12 protein-coding genes and 13 tRNA genes are annotated in these 17,497 nt (G+C 72.0%); 18 read left to right on the top strand and 7 right to left on the bottom strand.

Annotated elements, in window-relative coordinates:
- The first annotated feature begins 71 nt into the window (after positions 1-71).
- The 16 genes from WMF11_RS31920 (at position 72) to WMF11_RS31845 (ending at position 6,623) form a co-directional block, all read left to right on the top strand.
- Positions 72-144: transfer RNA gene (locus WMF11_RS31920), tRNA-Pro, on the top strand.
- A 12-nt stretch (positions 145-156) separates the two neighbouring features.
- A tRNA-His gene (locus tag WMF11_RS31915) sits at positions 157-231 on the top strand.
- A gap of 99 nt (positions 232-330) precedes the next feature.
- On the top strand, positions 331-2,010 hold the full coding sequence (locus WMF11_RS31910) for a TROVE domain-containing protein (protein ID WP_437903000.1): 1,680 nt from the start codon (positions 331-333) through the stop codon (positions 2,008-2,010).
- A 184-nt stretch (positions 2,011-2,194) separates the two neighbouring features.
- Positions 2,195-2,266 (top strand) — tRNA-Arg (locus WMF11_RS31905).
- 75 nt (positions 2,267-2,341) lie between these two features.
- Positions 2,342-2,464 (top strand) — tRNA-OTHER (locus WMF11_RS31900).
- A 7-nt stretch (positions 2,465-2,471) separates the two neighbouring features.
- Positions 2,472-2,543, top strand: a tRNA-Asp gene (locus tag WMF11_RS31895).
- Positions 2,544-2,547: 4 nt separating this feature from the next.
- Positions 2,548-2,617 (top strand) — tRNA-Trp (locus WMF11_RS31890).
- Positions 2,618-2,778: 161 nt separating this feature from the next.
- Positions 2,779-2,850: transfer RNA gene (locus WMF11_RS31885), tRNA-Ala, on the top strand.
- 178 nt (positions 2,851-3,028) lie between these two features.
- Positions 3,029-3,099 (top strand) — tRNA-Gly (locus tag WMF11_RS31880).
- Positions 3,100-3,187: 88 nt separating this feature from the next.
- Positions 3,188-3,261: transfer RNA gene (locus WMF11_RS31875), tRNA-Glu, on the top strand.
- 86 nt (positions 3,262-3,347) lie between these two features.
- Positions 3,348-3,421: transfer RNA gene (locus WMF11_RS31870), tRNA-Pro, on the top strand.
- 45 nt (positions 3,422-3,466) lie between these two features.
- Positions 3,467-3,540, top strand: a tRNA-Pro gene (locus WMF11_RS31865).
- A 15-nt stretch (positions 3,541-3,555) separates the two neighbouring features.
- Positions 3,556-3,637: transfer RNA gene (locus tag WMF11_RS31860), tRNA-Leu, on the top strand.
- A 4-nt stretch (positions 3,638-3,641) separates the two neighbouring features.
- A tRNA-Leu gene (locus WMF11_RS31855) sits at positions 3,642-3,714 on the top strand.
- Between the two features lie 60 nt (positions 3,715-3,774).
- Complete coding sequence (locus WMF11_RS31850; protein ID WP_437542507.1) at positions 3,775-4,293, top strand: HNH endonuclease; 519 nt, start codon at positions 3,775-3,777, stop codon at positions 4,291-4,293.
- A gap of 113 nt (positions 4,294-4,406) precedes the next feature.
- Positions 4,407-6,623 (top strand): protein kinase domain-containing protein, encoded by a 2,217-nt coding sequence (locus WMF11_RS31845; RefSeq protein ID WP_437973428.1) that lies wholly within the window; start codon positions 4,407-4,409, stop codon positions 6,621-6,623.
- Positions 6,624-6,692: 69 nt separating this feature from the next.
- On the opposite strand, the gene WMF11_RS31840 is transcribed toward WMF11_RS31845, so the two are convergent.
- From WMF11_RS31840 to WMF11_RS31830, 3 genes are all read right to left on the bottom strand, one after another.
- Entirely contained in the window at positions 6,693-7,268 is a 576-nt protein-coding gene (locus WMF11_RS31840; protein ID WP_437902997.1) for an HPF/RaiA family ribosome-associated protein, read from the bottom strand.
- Positions 7,269-8,050: 782 nt separating this feature from the next.
- On the bottom strand, positions 8,051-9,103 hold the full coding sequence (locus tag WMF11_RS31835; RefSeq protein WP_437973427.1) for a hypothetical protein: 1,053 nt from the start codon (positions 9,101-9,103) through the stop codon (positions 8,051-8,053).
- Positions 9,104-9,157: 54 nt separating this feature from the next.
- A complete protein-coding gene (locus WMF11_RS31830) occupies positions 9,158-10,771 on the bottom strand; it encodes a DUF4215 domain-containing protein (RefSeq protein WP_437973426.1) in 1,614 nt (537 codons plus the stop codon).
- Between the two features lie 397 nt (positions 10,772-11,168).
- Here WMF11_RS31830 and WMF11_RS31825 point away from each other — a divergent pair, with 397 nt between their 5' ends.
- Complete coding sequence (locus tag WMF11_RS31825; protein WP_437902994.1) at positions 11,169-11,276, top strand: hypothetical protein; 108 nt, start codon at positions 11,169-11,171, stop codon at positions 11,274-11,276.
- 9 nt (positions 11,277-11,285) lie between these two features.
- On the opposite strand, the gene WMF11_RS31820 is transcribed toward WMF11_RS31825, so the two are convergent.
- From WMF11_RS31820 to WMF11_RS31805, 4 genes are all read right to left on the bottom strand, one after another.
- Complete coding sequence (locus WMF11_RS31820; RefSeq protein ID WP_437973425.1) at positions 11,286-12,500, bottom strand: formylglycine-generating enzyme family protein; 1,215 nt, start codon at positions 12,498-12,500, stop codon at positions 11,286-11,288.
- Positions 12,501-12,877: 377 nt separating this feature from the next.
- Positions 12,878-14,500 carry a serine/threonine-protein kinase gene (locus WMF11_RS31815; RefSeq protein ID WP_437973424.1) on the bottom strand — a complete coding sequence of 541 codons (1,623 nt, stop codon included), beginning with the start codon at positions 14,498-14,500 and terminating at the stop codon, positions 12,878-12,880.
- 260 nt (positions 14,501-14,760) lie between these two features.
- Positions 14,761-15,849 carry a hypothetical protein gene (locus WMF11_RS31810; protein WP_437973423.1) on the bottom strand — a complete coding sequence of 363 codons (1,089 nt, stop codon included), beginning with the start codon at positions 15,847-15,849 and terminating at the stop codon, positions 14,761-14,763.
- Between the two features lie 144 nt (positions 15,850-15,993).
- Positions 15,994-16,971 (bottom strand): formylglycine-generating enzyme family protein, encoded by a 978-nt coding sequence (locus tag WMF11_RS31805; RefSeq protein ID WP_437973422.1) that lies wholly within the window; start codon positions 16,969-16,971, stop codon positions 15,994-15,996.
- Here WMF11_RS31805 and WMF11_RS31800 point away from each other — a divergent pair.
- The gene (locus WMF11_RS31800) at positions 16,940-17,371 is read left to right on the top strand and encodes a hypothetical protein (RefSeq protein ID WP_437973421.1); all 432 of its coding nucleotides are present in this window, start codon (positions 16,940-16,942) and stop codon (positions 17,369-17,371) included. The two genes, WMF11_RS31805 and WMF11_RS31800, sit on opposite strands and share 32 nt — an antisense overlap.
- Positions 17,372-17,497: the final 126 nt, after the last annotated feature.

Raw genomic sequence — 17,497 nt, 5'->3', positions numbered from 1 at the left:
GTTTCGCTCACGCGAGGCGCCGGCTCGCCGCCCGCCGGGGGCGCGTCGGCGCCTCGTTCGAGCGGGCGCTGCGGGATGTAGCCTAGTGGAAAGGCGCCTCATCTGGGGTGAGGAGATCCGCCGGTTCGATTCCGGCCATCCCGACGATGGTTTGCGTGGGTGTTTCTCTTCTGGTGAAGAGGGCAGGTTGTGACCCTGCGTAGGCGGGTTCGATCCCCGTACGCCCACCCAGGACGGGTCGAACGGGCTCGGTTATCTTTGGGAGATCAACCCGAGCACGCTCTTTTATCCGTCCTCTATTGCCCGGGGGCCCGGGCCGGAGGTGGTGTGATGGCCGATTATCTGAAGCACTTCGCCGCGCTGGTCACCCCGCAGCGGCAGAAGGCCCGCGCCGATCAGGCGAAGAACAGCGCCGGCGGCTTCGCCTTCGCCCTCGACGAGTGGGCGAGGCTCGACCGCTGGCTGATCCTCGGCGCCGAGGGGGGGACCTACTACGCGACCGAGCGGAAGCTCACGGTGGAGAACGCCCGCGCCGTCGAGGCGTGCCTCGCCGCGGACGGGCCCCGCGCCGTGCAGCGCATCGTCGACATCAGCGGCTCGGGGCGAGCGCCGAAGAACGCGCCCGCGATCTTCGCGCTCGCGATCGCCGCCGCCGACGCGAAGCTCGAGACCCGGCAGGCCGCCCTCGCGGCCTTGCCCGAGGTGTGCCGCACCGGGACGGATCTCTTCCACTTCGTCCGCGATGTGCGGGGGTTCCGCAAGTGGGGGCGCGGGCTCCGGTCCGCCGTCGCCGCCTGGTACAACGGCAAGCCCGTCGACAGGGTCGCGTACCAGGCGATGAAGTACCAGCAGCGCGACGGCTTCAGCCACCGCGATCTCCTGAGGCTCGCGCACCCGGTCGCGCCGACCCCGCAGCACGACGCCCTTTACCGCTGGATCGTCGGCGGCATCGAGGCGCTCGGCAAGGAGTCGGCGCGCGGCAAGGCGCTGCCCATGACCGATCTGCCGGACGCGGTGCGCGCGTTCGAGTCGCTCCGCGCGGCGACGAACCGCAAGCAGGTCACCGCGCTGATCAGGCAGCATCGCTTCACGCACGAGATGCTCCTGACCGAGTGGAAGAACGACCCTGCGGTCTGGGAGGCGCTGCTCGAGCACATGCCTCAGACAGCGCTCCTCCGGAACCTGGGGAAGCTGACCGCGATCGGCCTGCTCTCGCCGATGAGCGACGCGTCCCGCAGGGTGGCGCGACAGCTCACCGACGCCGAGCGCCTGCGCGCGGCCAGGGTCCACCCCATCGCCGTGCTCTCGGCCCTCAAGGTCTATGAGCAGGGCCACGGCGAGCGCGCTCGCCGGCGCGCCAACGCGCTCTCGTGGACCCCGGTCCGCGAGGTCGTCGACGCGCTGAACGAGGCGTTCTACCTCGCGTTCCGGGCGGTCGAGCCGACGGGGAAGAAGCACCTCCTGGCGCTCGACATCTCCGGGTCCATGACCAGCGGCTCCATCGCCGGCGTCCCTGGCTTGACGCCGCGCGTGGCGAGCGCAGCCATGGCCATGGCGACGGCGAGGATCGAGCGCGAGTACGGCGTCGTCGGCTTCTCGGCGGCGTCGGGCGGGTACGGCGGCAAGTGGGGCGGGGGCGTCTCCGGCCTCATGCCGCTGTCGATATCGCCGGAGCAGCGCCTCGACGACGTGCTGCGCGCGGTGAATGGCCTGCCCTTCGGCGGCACCGACTGCGCGTTGCCGATGGTCTGGGCGAAGCGGAACCGCGTAGAGGTCGACGCGTTCGTCATCTACACGGACAACGAGACCTGGGCGGGCGGCGTTCACCCGTTCCAGGCGCTCAGGGAATACAGGCAGGCGATGGGCCGACCGGCCCGGCTGATCGTCGTCGGCATGACGTCGACCGGCTTCTCGATCGCCGATCCCACGGACCCCGGCATGCTCGATGTCGTGGGGTTCGACGGGGCGGCCCCCCAGGTGATGGCGGATTTCACCCGGGGTGTCTCGTAACAGGCAGCGTGACGGACGGGCTCCGCCGGCCCGTCCGTCCCACGAGGGCGCCTCACGAGCGCCCTCCTTTTGCGGGGCGCCGCCATGATGGATGGCACCTGTCCTTCACCCTTTGCCCGGGATCTCCCGGGCCTCGGAGGGACAGTTCTCGTGGTTCGACTCCAGCGTCCTGCTCTCAGCAAAAGCCCCCGAGCCCGAATGGATAGGGGCCGGCCTACGAAGCCGGTCGATGCGGGTTCGAGTCCCGCCGGGGGCGCCGGGATCTCCTCTCCGTCGCCCGCTCTCTCGCCCGATCCGGGCCGAAGGACGACGGTTCTCGGATCCCGACCATGCCGCCGTAGCTCAGCCTGGTAGAGCACCTGACATTCCGCTCTCCACCATTTGCCCGATCCGGGCCGAAGGAGGACGGTTACCGTTAATCTGGATGACGCGGGTTCGAATCCCGTCGGCGGCGCTGGTTTGCCCTCGTATGCATCTGGTGAGGCAGCCTGATTGTCGATCAGGTGAGGGGAGTTCGATCCTCCTCGGGGGCGCCTTGGGGTGTGCGTCATGGAGACGGCGGAGCCTCCAAAACTCCTGCGAGAAGGTTCGATTCCTTCACACCCCGCCGCAAAAAAAAGGAGCGCGATGATCCCAATAAGAACGATGCGTGATCGTCCAATGGGCAAGGAGGTAAAGGAGGTAAAAGAGGTAAAGGGGTTAAAGGACGTGGGGAGACAAGGAGATGGATGTTCGATGATGAAGATCTGACGCCAGGACCGCTGGCTCGGGGTGATAGTTCAACCGGGAGAACACTGCCTTCGCACGGCAGGGATCGAGGTTCGACCCCTCGTCGCTCCACCGGACGGGCCAATGCTCGTGGGTTACCATGTCGCTTGGCAGTTCCCCCTTGGGACCTCCCCACGGCGCCCTTTGCCCGTTCGTTCGTCTCGTTGCCGAGGCGGGCCGTCGTCCGGCGGCCGCACACGATGTGCGGGCGCGCGGCGCCCGGCGGCCCGCCTCTTTTTTCGATGAACCCGCGGTGGTAGCTCAACGGTAGAGTGCGAGCGTGCCAGGCTCGCGACGGGAGTTCGATTCTCCTCCACCGCTCCCTTCAGTGGCCGCGCCTCGCGGCGCTCTGCGCCAGCGACGTCGCGGCGCCGGGGCCGCAGGTCGGCGCTCTTGATCATGTGACCCTGTCCCCATCTCGCTAGAGGCTCAGGCGGCCGGATTTTCGCTCCGGAGGCGCGGGTTCGAATCCCGCTGGGGACACCGGGCCGCTCCGCTCGCCAGCGTGCTCCTTTGAGAGCCCGCGCCCGAGCGAGCGAGCCTGCCAATTCCATCTTGATGAGAACTTTCTGGGTGTGGCTCAACCTGGTAGAGCACCGGCTTCGGGAGCCGGGGACTGGGGGTTCGAATCCCCCCACCCAGACCGCGGAGGAGCGACAGCTCCGCCGCGACGCGCGACGAAGACCCTCTGGGTGTGGCTCAACCTGGTAGAGCACCGGCTCGGGGAGCCGGGGGCTGGAGGTTCGAATCCTCCCACTCAGACCGCGTCGCGCGGACGTCACCGTGACGGAACGGCATACGTGGCAGGCTGAGATCCTGCGCCCTTCGGGGTATGTGGGTTCGAGTCCCACCGGTGACACCCTGCCCGGGTGGCGAAACGGCAAACGCTGCTGGCTTAGACCCAGCCATCTGGGGGTTCGACTCCCTCCCCGGGCACCGATTGCGTCTAACCTGGAGTGACGTCATGAAGAGAAAGAGACGATAGAGAGGTGGGCCATGACCGCGCAGACGCTGCTTTTGACGCCATGGATGGTGCCCCATAAGGTCATCCCCTGGCAGACCGCCGTCACGATGAGCTTCCTGGGCAAGGTGGAGGTCATCGAGGTGTACGACGACGTCATCCGGTCGCCGTCGCTCTCCATCAACGCGCCTGCGGTGGTGCGGCTGAAGCGGCCGACGCTGGGGATGAAGCGCGGCGTGAAGTTCTCGCGGCTCAACGTCCTCCTGCGCGACGGCTTCCGCTGCCAGTACTGCGGCGTGCAGAAGGTGGCCCGTGAGCTCAACTACGATCACGTCATCCCGCGTGTGCAGGGTGGCAAGACCGTCTGGGACAACATCGTCGCTTCCTGCTACGCGTGCAACTCGGCGAAGCGGGGGCGTACGCCGGAGCAGGCCGGCATGAAGCTGCTCCGCGCCCCGGTGAAGCCGAAGTGGCTGCCGCCTGCGCCCGTGATGGGCCTGAGCGAGCGGCGCATCCCGGAGCTGTGGGCAGGCTACTGCGCGAGCTCGGGGTGAGCTGAGCCCCTCGCGCCGGCGCGCCCGCGGCCCGTCGTGCAGACGGCGGGTCGGGCGCGCCGGCGCGCGTCGGGGCTTCCACCGGCGGCCGCGCGGGTGCAGGATGGGCAGGCATGGAGACGCGTCAGGCCGAAGGCCGCGCGGAGGACGAGGACGCGCCGTTCCCCGCGATCCTGCGGGGCTGGCTCATCGAGGGGGAGCTCGGCCGCGGCGGGATGGGGCGCGTCTTCCGGGCGCGGCACCCGAAGACGCGGGCCCGGGCGGCGATCAAGGTGCTGCTCGGCGACTACGCCCGCCGGCCGGACGTCGTGGCTCGCTTCCGGCAGGAGGCGATCGCCGTCAACATCATCAACCACCCCGGCATCGTCCGTGTCTTCGACTCCGGTGAGCTCGAGGACGGCTCGCCCTACATCGTGATGGAGTACCTGGACGGGCGGGGGCTGCGCGACTGGGTGCAGGCCGTGCCGGCCGCGGATCGGCCGCGGCAGGTCGTGCGGCTCGGCTACCAGATCGCGTCGGCCATGGCCGCGGCCCACGCGTCCAAGGTCGTCCACCGCGATCTGAAGCCGGAGAACATCATGGTGATCGACGACGAGCTCGCCCCCGGGGGCAGCCGCGTCAAGATCCTCGATTTCGGCATCGCGAAGGTCCTCTGGGGCGGCCTCCCCGAGGTGCTGGAGCTGGATGCGAGGGGCTCCCTCGCGCCTGCGTCCGCGCCCACGCTCCGCACCGAGCTCTCGGCGCCGAGCGCGCCGACGGTGGGGATGGCGCCTGACCGCGAGAGCGCCGCCGGCTGGGCGGGGATGGCGAGCGGCCCTGCGAGCGACGCGCGCACGACGGCGGACAGCGAAGGGAGCTCGACAGCGGAGAGCGACCCGCGCGAGGACGACGCGCTCCGGAGCCTTCCTCGCGTGAGCCTCGAGAGGCCTGCGATCCAGATCCTCCCCGCGCCGGTCGAGATCCCGCCCGGGGTCGTCTCTTCTGCTGCGGGGCGCGTGCCCATCGAGCCCGCCGGGCCCGCGTCGAGCGGCGGGGGCGCGGGACAGCCCACGATGCCGTTCACGCAGGAAGGCGCGTGGGGCCTCGGGACGAGGAGCTACATGGCGCCGGAGCAGGAGCGCCACTCCGGGAGCGTCGACGTCAAGGCGGACGTCTACTCCCTCGGCGTCATCCTCTACGAGCTGCTCGAGGGGCAGACGCCCGACGCGCCGCGCGGCGCGTGGCCGCCCCCGATGAGCGCCGCCACGCCGCCCGATCTCGTCGCCCTCGTCCACCGGGTGCTGTCGTTCGACCCGGATGCGCGGCCGCGCATGGCGGAGGTGGCGACGGCGCTGCACCGGCTCGGCCGGGCGAAGAAGGAGCTCGACGAGGCGCTCTCCATGTGGGTCGCGAGCGGCAGGGCGCCGAGGCTCCTGCCGCGCGGCAAGGCGCTGCACGAGCTGTCCGCGTGGGCCCGGGACATCGACGATCTCTCGGGCCTGGAGCGCAGCTTCCTCGACGCGGCCCTCGGCGCGGAGGCCCGCCGCGAGCGGCTCACGAGGGTGCTCCTTGCGCTCGGCGTGGTCTTCCTGATGGGCATGGTCGCGACGACCACGGTGTTCTGGGTGCACGCGACGCGGGCGCGGGCGACCGCCGAGGCCGCCGAGCGCGCCGCGCGGGAGCACAGCCGCCTCGAGGCGGCCGCGAACTCCTCCGCGCAGGAGGCCCTCGCGAAGATGACCGAGGCGCAGCGCGCCACCGAGGAGGCGCTCGCGCTCGCGATGAAGGCGAGCGACGACGCGAAGAGCGCCAACTCCGCCAGGGACTCGATGACCGAGGCGAAGCGCCTGGCCGAGGGCGCCGAGCTCCGAGCGAGGCGCGCGGCCCAGGCCGCGGCCGCCGCAAAGGCCGAGGCGGACGAGCGCTACGAGCAGTCGAGGAGCGCCATGGAGCGCGAGATCGCCGGGCTCGAGGGCGACCGCGAGCGCCTGTCGGCGCGGCTCGGACAGGCCGAGGATGAGCGCGAGAGGGTGAGGACCGCCCTCCGCTCGAGAGAGCAAGAGCTCAGGGCGGTCCTGTCGGAGCTGAGGCGCGAGTCCACGCGCGCGGGCTTGCTCGAGCGCAGGCTCGACGAGGCCTCCACGCAGATCGACGCGCTGGAGAGGCAGAACGAGGAGTGCGCCCTGCGGCAGCGGAGGGCGCCGCCGCAGCCAGAGCCTCCCGCGGACGAAGAAATGCCCCCTGCGAAGGAAGAGAGAGAGGAGATCGCGACGCCGCCGGCAGAGCCCCCGGTGGACTCGAGGCCTCGGCCGGCGCCCCGCTGGCGGTGGCGGCGCGATACGACGATATAGCCTCGGCGGACCGCGGGGAGGCGGGGCTCGCGCCGCGCGCTCGAGCCCCGCGCGCCCTGCGCATTCGGGCTAGCTGAGCGTAGGGTTCTCCTCGCGGCCACGGTTGCCGCCGCGCGCGTCCACGACGCGCACGCTGCTCGCCTGAGGCCCCTCGTTGCCGTCCTCCTCGGTGTAGGCGACGCCCATGCCGACCCTCAGATCGGCGAACGGAGCCGATACGATGCTTCGCTCGTGGAAATAGATCTCCCGACCATCGATCGTCGTGATGAACCCGTAGTCGTTGAACAGCTTCGCGATGACGCCGGCCGTGTCCTGCGCCGGGTGTGCCTTCACCTCGCTCCGTTGCTCGTCAGCGAGCTTCTTGAGCTGACGACCGGCGCGCTGGAACACGTCGCGCACCGCCGCCGGCAGCAGGTTCCTCGCCGCCCGCTCCTCGCTCACGATCTCGTGCTTGCCGGCCACGTGGAGGTCGATGCGCACGCGGTACTCTCCGCCCGTGCCCATGCTCGCGTGGTCGCGCTCGACCACCACCGCGCAGCTGTTGATGTGGTCGTTGAAGCGCTCGATCTTGTTCGCTTGCTCCCGGATCAGCTCCTCGAGCGAGGGGCTTTTGCCGATGTGTCGGAAGGTGAGCTCCACTTGCATGCTCTCTCCTTTCATCGCATCAAATCACGCTGTAGCATCGTCGGTATGCGTCTGCTTCGCCGGAGGCGCAGGCTCGGAGGGATCGGCCCTGCGACCGTGACCACCTCGCGTGTGCTCGGCATGAACAGGTAGCAAGTTCGCTGCCATGGCCGCTCAGCCGCGCACCAGCCGCGCGGCGCGCTCCTTCACGGTCGAGCGCGCCAGGCGCGCGCGCGGAGGCGCAGGCTCTGCGCGGAGGGAGCCAGTTCTTGCGTCCCTCGTGGATCTCCAGGGTGGCGCGGCGGTGTGGCACGAAGCGACGGGGCGCCCTCTCCTGGGGCAGTTTGCGACGCGCGGCGGGCTTCATGTTGTTCCGTGGCGTCTCGTCAGCGCTCCACGCGTGTCGCGTCCGGGAGCCGTGCCGCCCGGCCTGACGAGCTCTGCCACCAGGGGGCGCCGCGAGGGGGCGGCGGCCACGATGGGCCCTCACGGAGCGCGGAGCGACGCGAAGGCCCGCCCGCCGTGCCGATCGGGAGCACGTGCGCACGGCGCGTCGTCGTGTCGTCGTGCGGCGTAGGAGCAGCGACAGGATGGCGAGCACGAGGGCGAGCGCCCGCGCCGCGAACGCCGGCGCGCCGCCGGCTCGCGCTCCCCCGCTCGGCCTGCCACGCGCCCTGCGCCGTGCGCCCGAGCTCGCCCCCGTGCCCCCGTGCCCCCGTGCCCCCGTGCCCCCGTGCCCCCGTGCCCCCGTGCCCCCGTGGCCCTTGGATCGATCTCGCTCCTCGGCGCGCCGGGGCCCCGCTTCAGCGGATCTCGAAGACGTAATCCGTGTCGTAGGTGCGGACGAAGAGCTTGCCGTCCTTCTCGACAAGGAACTCGGGGCCGCTCTTCAGCGGCAGCTTCGAGACGACCTTGCCGGTGGCGCGCTCGAGGACATAGAGGAAATCCGGCTCGGCCGTGAAGCCGTATCCGCAGAGGAGGTGATCTCCATGCAAGACGAAGTTGTCGGCGTTGCAGACGAGCGGCGCGCTCTGCCAGAGGAGCTGTCCCGAGGCGAGCTCGATGGCCGACAGGTAGGCGTTCTTGCCCTTCGACGAGGCCGCATACGTCCTGTGCCCCGACGAGACGTAGAGGACGCCGTCCTCGACCGCGGCCCAGCCGATGCTGCCCTTCACGAAGCCGGCTTCCTTGGGCTCGAACTCGGGCGGCATGAGGAAGCTCTCGAAGTCGAAGAAGGCGACGATCGTGCGCGCCGCGTCGAGGATCGCGACGAAGCGCGCCTCGGCGAAGTTCGGGCCGTAGAGCAGCGCGCTGTGGTCCCCGTGGTCGATCACCTTGACGAGCGCTTGATCGCGGTAGCGCTCGGGAGCGAAGGAGGGGAAGGTGTCGCTCGCCCCGCCCGCGTCCGCGCCAGGCGCCGGCGTGATCATCGGCAGCGCGAGGCCGTTCGTGGTGAACCATGCCGCCTCGTCCGTGATCTGGTTCTTCTTCTCGGCGATCTTCACGAGGCGCGGCGCGGCGGAGCTTCCGGCCGGCGCGCGCCGGACGAGCGCCGCGCCGAACGGCGGCGGCGGGAGCCTCACCGGAGACCGGCTATCGAGCGCCGCGCCGTCGCTCGCGGCCACCAGCGCCGGCTTCCCGTTGCCGCCGCGGGGGGGCGGCGCGGGCCGCGGCGGCGGGGCGCCGTCGTGAGGCGCCGGCGTCGCGGCGTCGGTCGCGCCGGGGGGCGTCGCGGCGTCCTGGGAGGCGCGGGCCGGCGGCGCCGAAGCCGGCTGGCACGCGCCTACGGCGAGCAACGCGGCGGCGAGCCAGCGCGCGGGGCGAAGTGGCTGAGGGGGAGGCGGGGCGGAGAGCACGCGGGCAGCGTACCGCATCCGCCCCGGCGAGAGGGCGCTCCGAGGCGCGGGAGCTCAGCCCGAGGGCGTGAAGGAGAGGTTGAGCGTGTAGGGGCCGGCCTCCTGCGTGTTGTACGGCTCGACGAAGATGAACAGCGGCACGCCGCGGTCGACGGTGATATCGGTCCTCTCGTCGCGGCCCTTGATCTGCTCCTCGATGCACGCGAGCTGCCGGCCCGTGCAGCCGGCCCGCACGTAGAAGCCCTGATCGGTCTCGGAGGACAGCACCACCCTGAGCCTGCCGGCGCTCGGCGGCGTGATCGCGTGGATCCCCTCCCGCATCCCGGGCCTGGTGCAGGTGCCGTCGAACACCATCGTCCCGCTCGTCGTGTTGCCCCGGTTCTCGCCCAGGACGGCCACGGGCGCGTCGGCGCAGATGTCGTCGAGCTCCCAGGTGCACTCGGCGGAGCAGCCGTCGCTGCTGACGGTGTTGCCGTCGTCGCACTCCTCGGGCCGGCTGACGATGCCGTCCCCGCAGGTGGCCGGAGAGAACGAGAGCTCCAGCGTGTACGGCCCTGCGCCAGCGGACGTGACGGCGTCGACGAAGATCGGCACCTCCTGGTCCTTGCTCAGGACGAGCGCGATTTCAGGCCCGGCACCCGAGGGGGAGGCCTGGGCCTGGCAGGCGATCTCGGTGGATCCGTCCGCGCACGCCGTGCGGGCGTAGAGGACGTGATCCCCCGCCCCCGACTGGAGCACGACGCGGAGCGTGCCCGACTGCCCAGCGGGAGGCGTGAACAGGTGGACGTCCCCGGGCCCCACGCCCCCGCAGGTGCCTTCGAACACGCGTGTGCCCAGCGACGTATCGCCCTCGATCGTCGACGTCGTCACCGGCGCCGCGTCCGCGCAGGCTGCGTCGACGAGCGGGCGGCAGATCGCGGCGCAGTCGCTGTCCGCGCAGTCGACGCGCTCGTCGCCCTCGTCGTCCTCGCCGTCGGAGCAGTCCGTCTCGCCGAGCTTGCAGAGGCCGTCGAGCGTGTCGCACACGCCGAGCGCCCGGCACTGCGAGTTCTCGGTGCACCCAGGGATGCACGCGGTGCGCTCGCCCCTGACCTCGCTGCACCGGTAGCCGTCGCGGCAATCCTCCGGCCCGCTGCACAGAAGGAGGCACAACCCCAGGCCCTCGCCGAAATCTTCACAGAAGCCGCCGTTGGGACAGTCTCCCACGGCGGGATCGCACTGGCCCGCGCAGGCGCCGGCCGGCCATCCCCACTCGCGCTCGGTGATGCAGTAGTCCTCGGGGCAGGCAGCGTCGGAGGTGCACGCCGCTCCATAGGGCGAGGGGCTCGCTCCGCCGGAGCCGCCGGTGCCCGTGGGCTCGGCGCCACCCGCACCGCCGGTGCCCGTGGGCTCGCTGCCACCCGCGCCGCCGGTGCCCGCGGGCTCGGCGCCGCCGGTGCCCGCGGGCTCGGCGCCGCCGCTGCCGCCCGAGCCCGCGGGCTCGGCGCCACCGCTGCCGCCCGTGCCGGTCGCGCCCGACGCACCGGCGCCGCTGCCCGTGGGCTCGGCGCCGCCGGAGCCGCCGGCGCCACCGGCGCCGCCTTCGCCACGTTCGCCGTCATCGCCGCCGCACCCAGCGGTCGTCGAGAGCGCGAGCACAAAGAGACCTGCAACGAGTCGTACGTTCATCCACCCGCTCCACCAGAAGAGAGATTGTCGAGACGTGAGGTGCACTCCACCCCACGGCGCAGCGCCGCACCATCTTCAGTGCAACGGCTTCGCCTGCCAACCCCTGGTTCTGGTTCACGGCATCCGTGCTCGTTGGCGCGCCGCGTTTGCCGCGGGCTCGTCATGCGCGATCCGCGCCGGACAGCAGGCCGTTTCGCGGAAAGAGGGCGTACCGAGGCGGCGCGCGTAGCACGCGAGCCCACCGGCCCGCCGTCGGAACACGTGCGTTCGTTGGCACCCTCGCCATGGAGGCGGCCGTCGCCGCGCGCGCGGGCGCCCTGCGCCGCGAGCACATCCAGGGCACGCTCGGCGAGGTCGTCGCGGGCAAGCTGAACGGGCGCGGCGACGCGGCATCACCGTGTTCGGCTCGACCGGGCTCGCCATCCAGGACGTCGCGCTCGCGCGGGTCATCTACGCCGCCGCGCTCGAGCGGGGCGCCGGGACGGCGTTCGACTTCTTCGGCTGATCGCGGCCGCTACGGCGTCCTCGCGCACCGCACGCCGAGGCTGTAATAGGGCGCCGACGGCGCGACGCTGACCCGCTCGGACGTCAGCAGATAGCTCGGCGTGCCGAAGCTGCTCCCGCTGCGGACCACCCGGTTCGAGGTGTCCGCCAGGTTGGCGCAGTCGACGCATTCCGCCGGATAGGTCCCGTACCCATCCAGCATCCACTCCCTCATGCTCCCGCCGAGATCCGCCTGCGTCCACCGCCCGTCGCCCTTCGGCGAGCGGGACCCGACGTGCACGATGTCGCTGAAGTCGCTCTGGAACGTGCAGCCGGGCGCCGTGCTCTCCCTGCAATCGTAGGAGGCGTAGCTCGCGTCGATGGTCGTCGACTCCGGCGGATTCGACCACGGATACTGCCGCTGCTCGTCCCCGCCGGCCGCCGCGTAGTTCCACTCGGCTTCTGTCGGGAGCCGGCCCCCGTCCCACGCGCAGAACGCGAAGGCGACATACCAGCTCACGCAGTTCATCGGCAGGTGCTCCTGGGCGCCCGCCGCCTCCGTCCACGTCCGCATGTCCGCGTTGTCCGGATTGCACATCACCGCTGCTTGGAGCGCCGCCGCGTCCGGGGGCAGCTCGCTGCTCCAGGCCGGGTTCCACCCGCTCCCCTGGATGCCCGGGTGCGCTCCCGCGTCGGCCGCGGGCTGGCTGCCGGGGTACGCCTCGAAGAACCTCCGGAACCTCCCCACCGTCACCTCGAAGCGATCCAGCCGGAAGTCGCTCACCGTCGCTGGATATGCAGCATCGTTGCCGCGGTCGAAGGTCCCCCCGGGCACCACCGCGCTCGCGCAGCAGCTCTCGCTTTCGCCCGGCCCGCACGTCGATGGCAGCCCTTCGCAGCTCGGGGGCGTCGTGCACGCCCTTCCGCTGCACACGGGCGCCTCTGCAGGACACGGCTCCGGGGCGTCCCACTGACCGCGGTCGTTGCACCGCTCTAGCCGGTTGTCCGAGCACCGCGCGTCGCCGCGCGTGCACTCGCCGGCGCCGGCGCCGCCGCCATTGCCGGCGCCGCTGTCATTGCCGGCGCCGCCGCGGCCCGAGCTTGCGTCGCCTCCGCCGGATACGGTGTCGCCGCCTGCGCCTTCGAACGGGTGATAGTCCTTGTCCAGCCCCAGTATCGCCGTGCAGCCGCTTGCCATGAAGGCCGATGCCGCCCACCACCACCGACGCGTGCGCTTGCTCTTCATATCTCCTCTTTGCCCACTCTCCCCGCGCTGTCCACCGCGGCACGCGCCCGCGATCTTACCCGGCGACGCGCGCGGCTGCGCCGCCTCCAGCGGGATGGCCGGGCCTACGGGCACGACGACATCCCGACGATGCGAGAAGAGTGGCTGCGTCCACTCCTGACCTCACCCAGCACGTAGCCGTCGCGCCGCACCACGGTGCCCGCCGGTGCTCCCGCCGGCAGGGAGAGCGCGAGCCTCCCGAGCCTTCCGGTTGTAGCGCTCGACCCCATGGGCGTCGTCGACCGAGCCCGTCGCCTCCGATGCAGCCCGGGAAAACACTGCTCCTTGCAGCGGTGCGGGCGCGCCGTCTCGGTGGAGGAGGGCTCCGGCTGGCGACCTCAGTAGCGCCCGAACAGCGTGCTGGGGGCCGGCTTGATCGGTGCTGGCGCCTTGCCGCTCGCGACCGGCCTGGGCGCGGTCGTCGTCGGCTTGTTCGGGCGCACCGGCGCAGTCGCGCTCCTGGGGGGCGCCGCCTGGACGCGTGCCTCGGCGGACGGTGTCACCGTCGGAGGGGGCGCCGAGGCCGGCGCGGACGCCACCGCCGCGCTCGGCTCGGGCGTCGCTGCGGCCGGCTCCGGCGCCGCAGCGCTCGGCGGGGGCGCTGCCGCGCTCGGATCGAGCACCGTCGGGTTGCCCGCGGGCGGCGCCGTGCCCTGGCGCGGGCTCAGCGGGCTCGCGGCGACCACGTCCGGCACCGCCGGTTCTCCCTCGCTCTCCGCGCGCTGCGCGATCCAGAGGGCTGCGACCACGAGCATCGCGACCCCCAGCAAGGCCATCCCAGCGGCGATTGGCGCCCGGCGCGGCTTCGGCGGCAGCGAGGTGGTGGCCGCGCCGGTCGAGGCCTCTGTCAGCCGCACGCGGTGCGAGCCGGAGAGGTGCTCCGGGGACGGGGTCGTCCCCAGCGCGGATTCCGTTCTCATGAGCGCCGGCGATAGCTCGGGTGACGACGGCGAGCTCGGGCGCGCTCCGGGCGAGGACGGCGGGCTCGAGAGCCGCGCGGGTGAGGACGACGGGCCCTGGAGCATGCCGGCGTAGGACGGCGCGCTCGGGAAGCTCGCGCGGCGGCCACCGCCCACCGGCATGCCGAACACCTCGCCCAGGGCGTGCACCGCCTCCGTGGCCTTGCGGAACCGCGCCGCGGGGTCGACCGCCGTGGCCCGGGCGAACCACGCGTCGAAGCCCGGCGGCAACATCACGCCGACGGAGCGCGCCCGCTGCACCGGCGGCTCCTGCGGGCCGCGGACGGCCAGCATCGCGAAGGCGATCACATCACCTGCCTCGTTGGCCTCGGGGTCCCAGTACGGGAGACCCACCAGCAGCGCGTACGCCATCATGCCCAGCGCGTAGATGTCTGCAGCGCCGGTGAGCTTCTTGCCGACATGGAACTGCTCGGGCGCCATGTAGAGCGGCGTGCCGAGGCTGCGGGTGGCGCCGGCCGCGGTGGCGCCGTCGGCGACCAGCTTCGCGACGCCGAAATCCAGGATCTTCACGCGGATCGAGCCGTCCTCGCACTGCGACAGGAAGAGGTTCGCGGGCTTCAGGTCCCGGTGGACGATGTTCGCCGCGTGGGTGCGGTCGAGGGCCAGCGCGGCCTGGTAGAGGTAGGTCACGGCCTCGTCGGGCTGCAGGCGGCCGACGCGCTTGAGGCTCTCGCCGAGCTCCTCGCCGCGCAGCAGCTCCATGACCAGGAAGGGCATGCCGGTCGCCTCGTCGACGCCCGCGTCGAACACATCGACGATGTGCTCGCTCTCGATGTTCGCCGCGATGCGCGCCTCTCGCTTGAAGCGCTCGCGCATCTCCTCGCTCTCGAAGAGGTGCGCGTGCATCACCTTGAGAGCTCGGTGTCGCTCGGTCTCGAGGTGGACGACCTCGTGGACGGCGCCCATGGCGCCCGAGGCGATGAGGCGGACCACACGGTAGCGGCGCGCAAAGACGGACCCGTCCGCGAGTGCAGTCGACACGAGCCAAGAGGATCCCGTCGGGCGCCCCCGGCGTCAAGGCCTCCTCGGGGCTTGCCGCGACGGCCCCTGCTGGCGGCGCGCCCGTCCTGTCATGATGTCGCGCAGTTACGCGGTTACGCGGTTACGCGGTTACGCGGTTACGCACTTACGTACTTACGCACTTACGCACTTACGCAGTTGCACAGTTGCACGGTTGCGCAGTTGCGCAGTCGCAAAGGGCCGCTCCTCCTCCGGAATCCTCCGGAAGGCGCCGCCGCTGGTCAGAAGGTGCCCTGGGCGCCGAGGACCGCCCCCGTCGGCCCGGCCTGCAGCACGCTCGCGCGGAGCCATCGCGGGGCGGCGCCCGTCGCCGGGCCGGCCGGCTTCGGCTCCGTCCAGTACAGCACCGCGGCTGCGCCTAGCCCGGCCAGCCCCACCCCGAAGCCGAGGGTGCTCATCAGCGCCATCGTGCCCCCGCTCTGCGCGGCTTTGTTCCCTGTCGCATCACAGGCCTTCTCGTCGCTGGCCTGGATCCGGCTGCCGCAGTGCTCGTCGACGACCGACTTCTTGTCGAGCGCGAGCGCGCCCAGGATCCCGCCCGCCACGAGCCCTGCGGCGCCCACCCCGCCGGCCACGTAGACCAGCGCCCGCCGGCCTCCCGGGGCTGCCGCCTCGTCCGGGACTCCGAGCGGCCGCGGGGCGTCGCGCTGCGATTCCGCCTCGGCGGGCGGGGGCTGCGCGGGGGCGGGCGCCGGCGGCGCGGGGATGCTGGGAGCCATCGCTTCCTTGACCTCCAGCGTCAGCGCCTTGGTCTCACCCTCGGCGATCGCGACGGTCTGTTCCCACAGGGGTCCTCCCGGCGCCTGGGTCGACACCAGGTGTACTCCGGGGTTCACCGGGAGCGCGACGCCGAGCGCGGCCGGTCCCATCGCGCTGCCATCGCGCTTCACCACCGTGCCAGGCGGGGCGCCGTCCTGCAGCGAGAGCGAGAGCCGCGGCACGCGCGGCGCGAGCCGATCGCGCTCCTCCCGCGCCGCCTTCGGCCGGTCCCCTTGACGGGCCCGCAGCGCCGGCGTCATCCGCTCCACCCAGGCCAGGTAGTTCCCGAGCTGCGTCACGGCCGTGGCGATCCGGCCCCACTGCGACTCGCACATGGCGAGCGTGAAGAGCGTACCCGGCTGAGGATCGAGCTGCTCGCTCTCCGCGAGCATCTTGCAGCCCGACTCGTAGCGGCCTGCCTGCATGTCGGCGAGCCCTCGATTGAAGAGCTCCTCCGCGGCCGCGGCGTCCTGCGCCGCGGCGGGCGCGGCGAGCGAGAGCGAGGCGAGGGCGACGAGCAGATGTGCGGACCGGCGGAACCAAGGCGTCATGTTCTGTCTCACCCGGCAGGAGAGGGGACCTCGGAGAGCGTCGCCGCCAGGGCGCGAGGCGCGCGCACCCGGCAGGAGAGGGGACCTCGGAGAGCGTGGCCGCCAGGGCAGCCAGGACGCGACACGCGCGCGGCCCGCGAGCATCTACAGCGACCTCACGCAGCGGATGCCGGTCGACCGGGTGAAGTCATTCTGGGGATGATGGCCGCGGTTCAGCGTTCGCAGCCTGGAGGAATCCTCGTTCCATCCCCCGCCCCGGAGGGACCGGTCCGCGGCCGTCGCCAGCTGGGCGCAGTTGACGCAGGGGTTCAGGTAGTCGCCCAGGAACGAGTCCAGCGTCCACTCCGCCATGCTCCCTGCCAGATCGGCGTGCCCCCACCGCCCGTCTCCTCTCGGGGATCTCGACCCGACGGGCACCATGTCATCGAACTCGCAGCCGGTGGACGCGCCGATGAGGCAAGCGTAGGTCGTGAAGGTGGTATTGAGCGTCGTCGAGGCCGGGGGTTGCGACCACGGATAGTGACGCTGTTCGTCCCCTCCGGCGGCTGCGTAGTTCCACTCTGCTTCGGTGGGCAGCCGTCCCCCGTCCCACGCGCAGAACGCGAAGGCGATGGGCCAGCGGACGCAGTTCATCGCGAGGTGCTCGTTGGCGCCGGGCGTGTCGGTCCACGTGCTGTAGATCCCGCTGCACCGGATCGCCGTCCTCAGCGCCGGTGCGTCGAGAGGGAGTGCCGAGTCCCAGTCCGGGCTCCACCCGCTCCCCTCGATGTCCGGGTGCGCTCCCGCGTCGCGCGGCGGGCGGCTGCCTGGATAGGCGTCCACGAACCTCCGGAACCTGCCCACCGTCACCTCGAACCGATCCATCTCGAAGTCGTCCACCGTGGCGGGGAACGCGGGATTGTTGTCCCGGTTGAAGGTGCCTCCGAAGACCGGCCATGCGGTGCAGCAGCTCTCGTCGCCTCCCGGACCGCACGTCACGGACAGCCCACCGCAGCTCGGCCGGTTCACGCACGTCCCCGCGACGCACACGGGCGCCGTCCCTCCGCACGGCGGGCTGCTCTCCCATCCGCCGTTGAAGCACTGCTGCGGCGTGTTGTTCAGACACCGCCTCTCGTCCGTCACGCAATCGTCGCCCCCGCCGGTGCTGGCGGTGGTCGTCGAGGTGGTCGCCGCGGTCGTGGAGGCGGTCGTCGTTGTGGTGGAGCTCGTCGTTGTGGTGCTGCTGGTGGAGGTCGGGCCGCCGCCGCTGGCGTCGCCGCCGGAGCCGGCGCTCGTCGAGGCGGGGCCGCCGCCGCTGGCGTCGCCGCCGGAGCCGGCGCTCGTCGAGGCGGGGCCGCCGCCGCTGGCGTCGCCGCCGGAGCCGGGGCCGCCGCTGCCGCCCTCCCCGCCGGCGCCCGTCGTCGCCGCGCTGGCGCCCGAGCCGTCGCCGCCTGCTCCGCCGCTGCTCGTCGTCGTGCCGGTGGCCGAGCCGCCGCTGCCGCCTTGCCCGCCGGTCCCGGCGGCGCTTCGGTCGTCGAGGTAGTAGCCGTCGAAATCGGCGATCAGGCCGCACCCGCTGGCGACGAAGACCGAGGTAGCCCACCACCATCCCGTGCGCCTGCCAACCATGCCTACTCCTCTACAGCCGCTGCGCGGGTGCTGTCCATAG

This window comes from Sorangium sp. So ce295 (genome assembly GCF_051527405.1).
GTDB classification, from domain to species: Bacteria; Myxococcota_A; Polyangia; order Polyangiales; family Polyangiaceae; genus Sorangium; species Sorangium cellulosum_B.
This window is presented reverse-complemented; position numbering and strand designations above follow the sequence as displayed.

What these genes read in the sequence shown, in the direction of transcription:
- WMF11_RS31910 (WP_437903000.1), top strand. Translation starts at nt 331, where the DNA reads ATGGCCGATTATCTGAAGCACTTCGCCGCGCTGGTCACCCCGCAGCGG.
- WMF11_RS31850 (WP_437542507.1), top strand. Translation starts at nt 3,775, where the DNA reads ATGACCGCGCAGACGCTGCTTTTGACGCCATGGATGGTGCCCCATAAG.
- WMF11_RS31845 (WP_437973428.1), top strand. Translation starts at nt 4,407, where the DNA reads ATGGAGACGCGTCAGGCCGAAGGCCGCGCGGAGGACGAGGACGCGCCG.
- WMF11_RS31840 (WP_437902997.1), bottom strand. Translation starts at nt 7,268, where the DNA reads ATGCAAGTGGAGCTCACCTTCCGACACATCGGCAAAAGCCCCTCGCTC.
- WMF11_RS31830 (WP_437973426.1), bottom strand. Translation starts at nt 10,771, where the DNA reads ATGAACGTACGACTCGTTGCAGGTCTCTTTGTGCTCGCGCTCTCGACG.
- WMF11_RS31820 (WP_437973425.1), bottom strand. Translation starts at nt 12,500, where the DNA reads ATGAAGAGCAAGCGCACGCGTCGGTGGTGGTGGGCGGCATCGGCCTTC.
- WMF11_RS31810 (WP_437973423.1), bottom strand. Translation starts at nt 15,849, where the DNA reads ATGACGCCTTGGTTCCGCCGGTCCGCACATCTGCTCGTCGCCCTCGCC.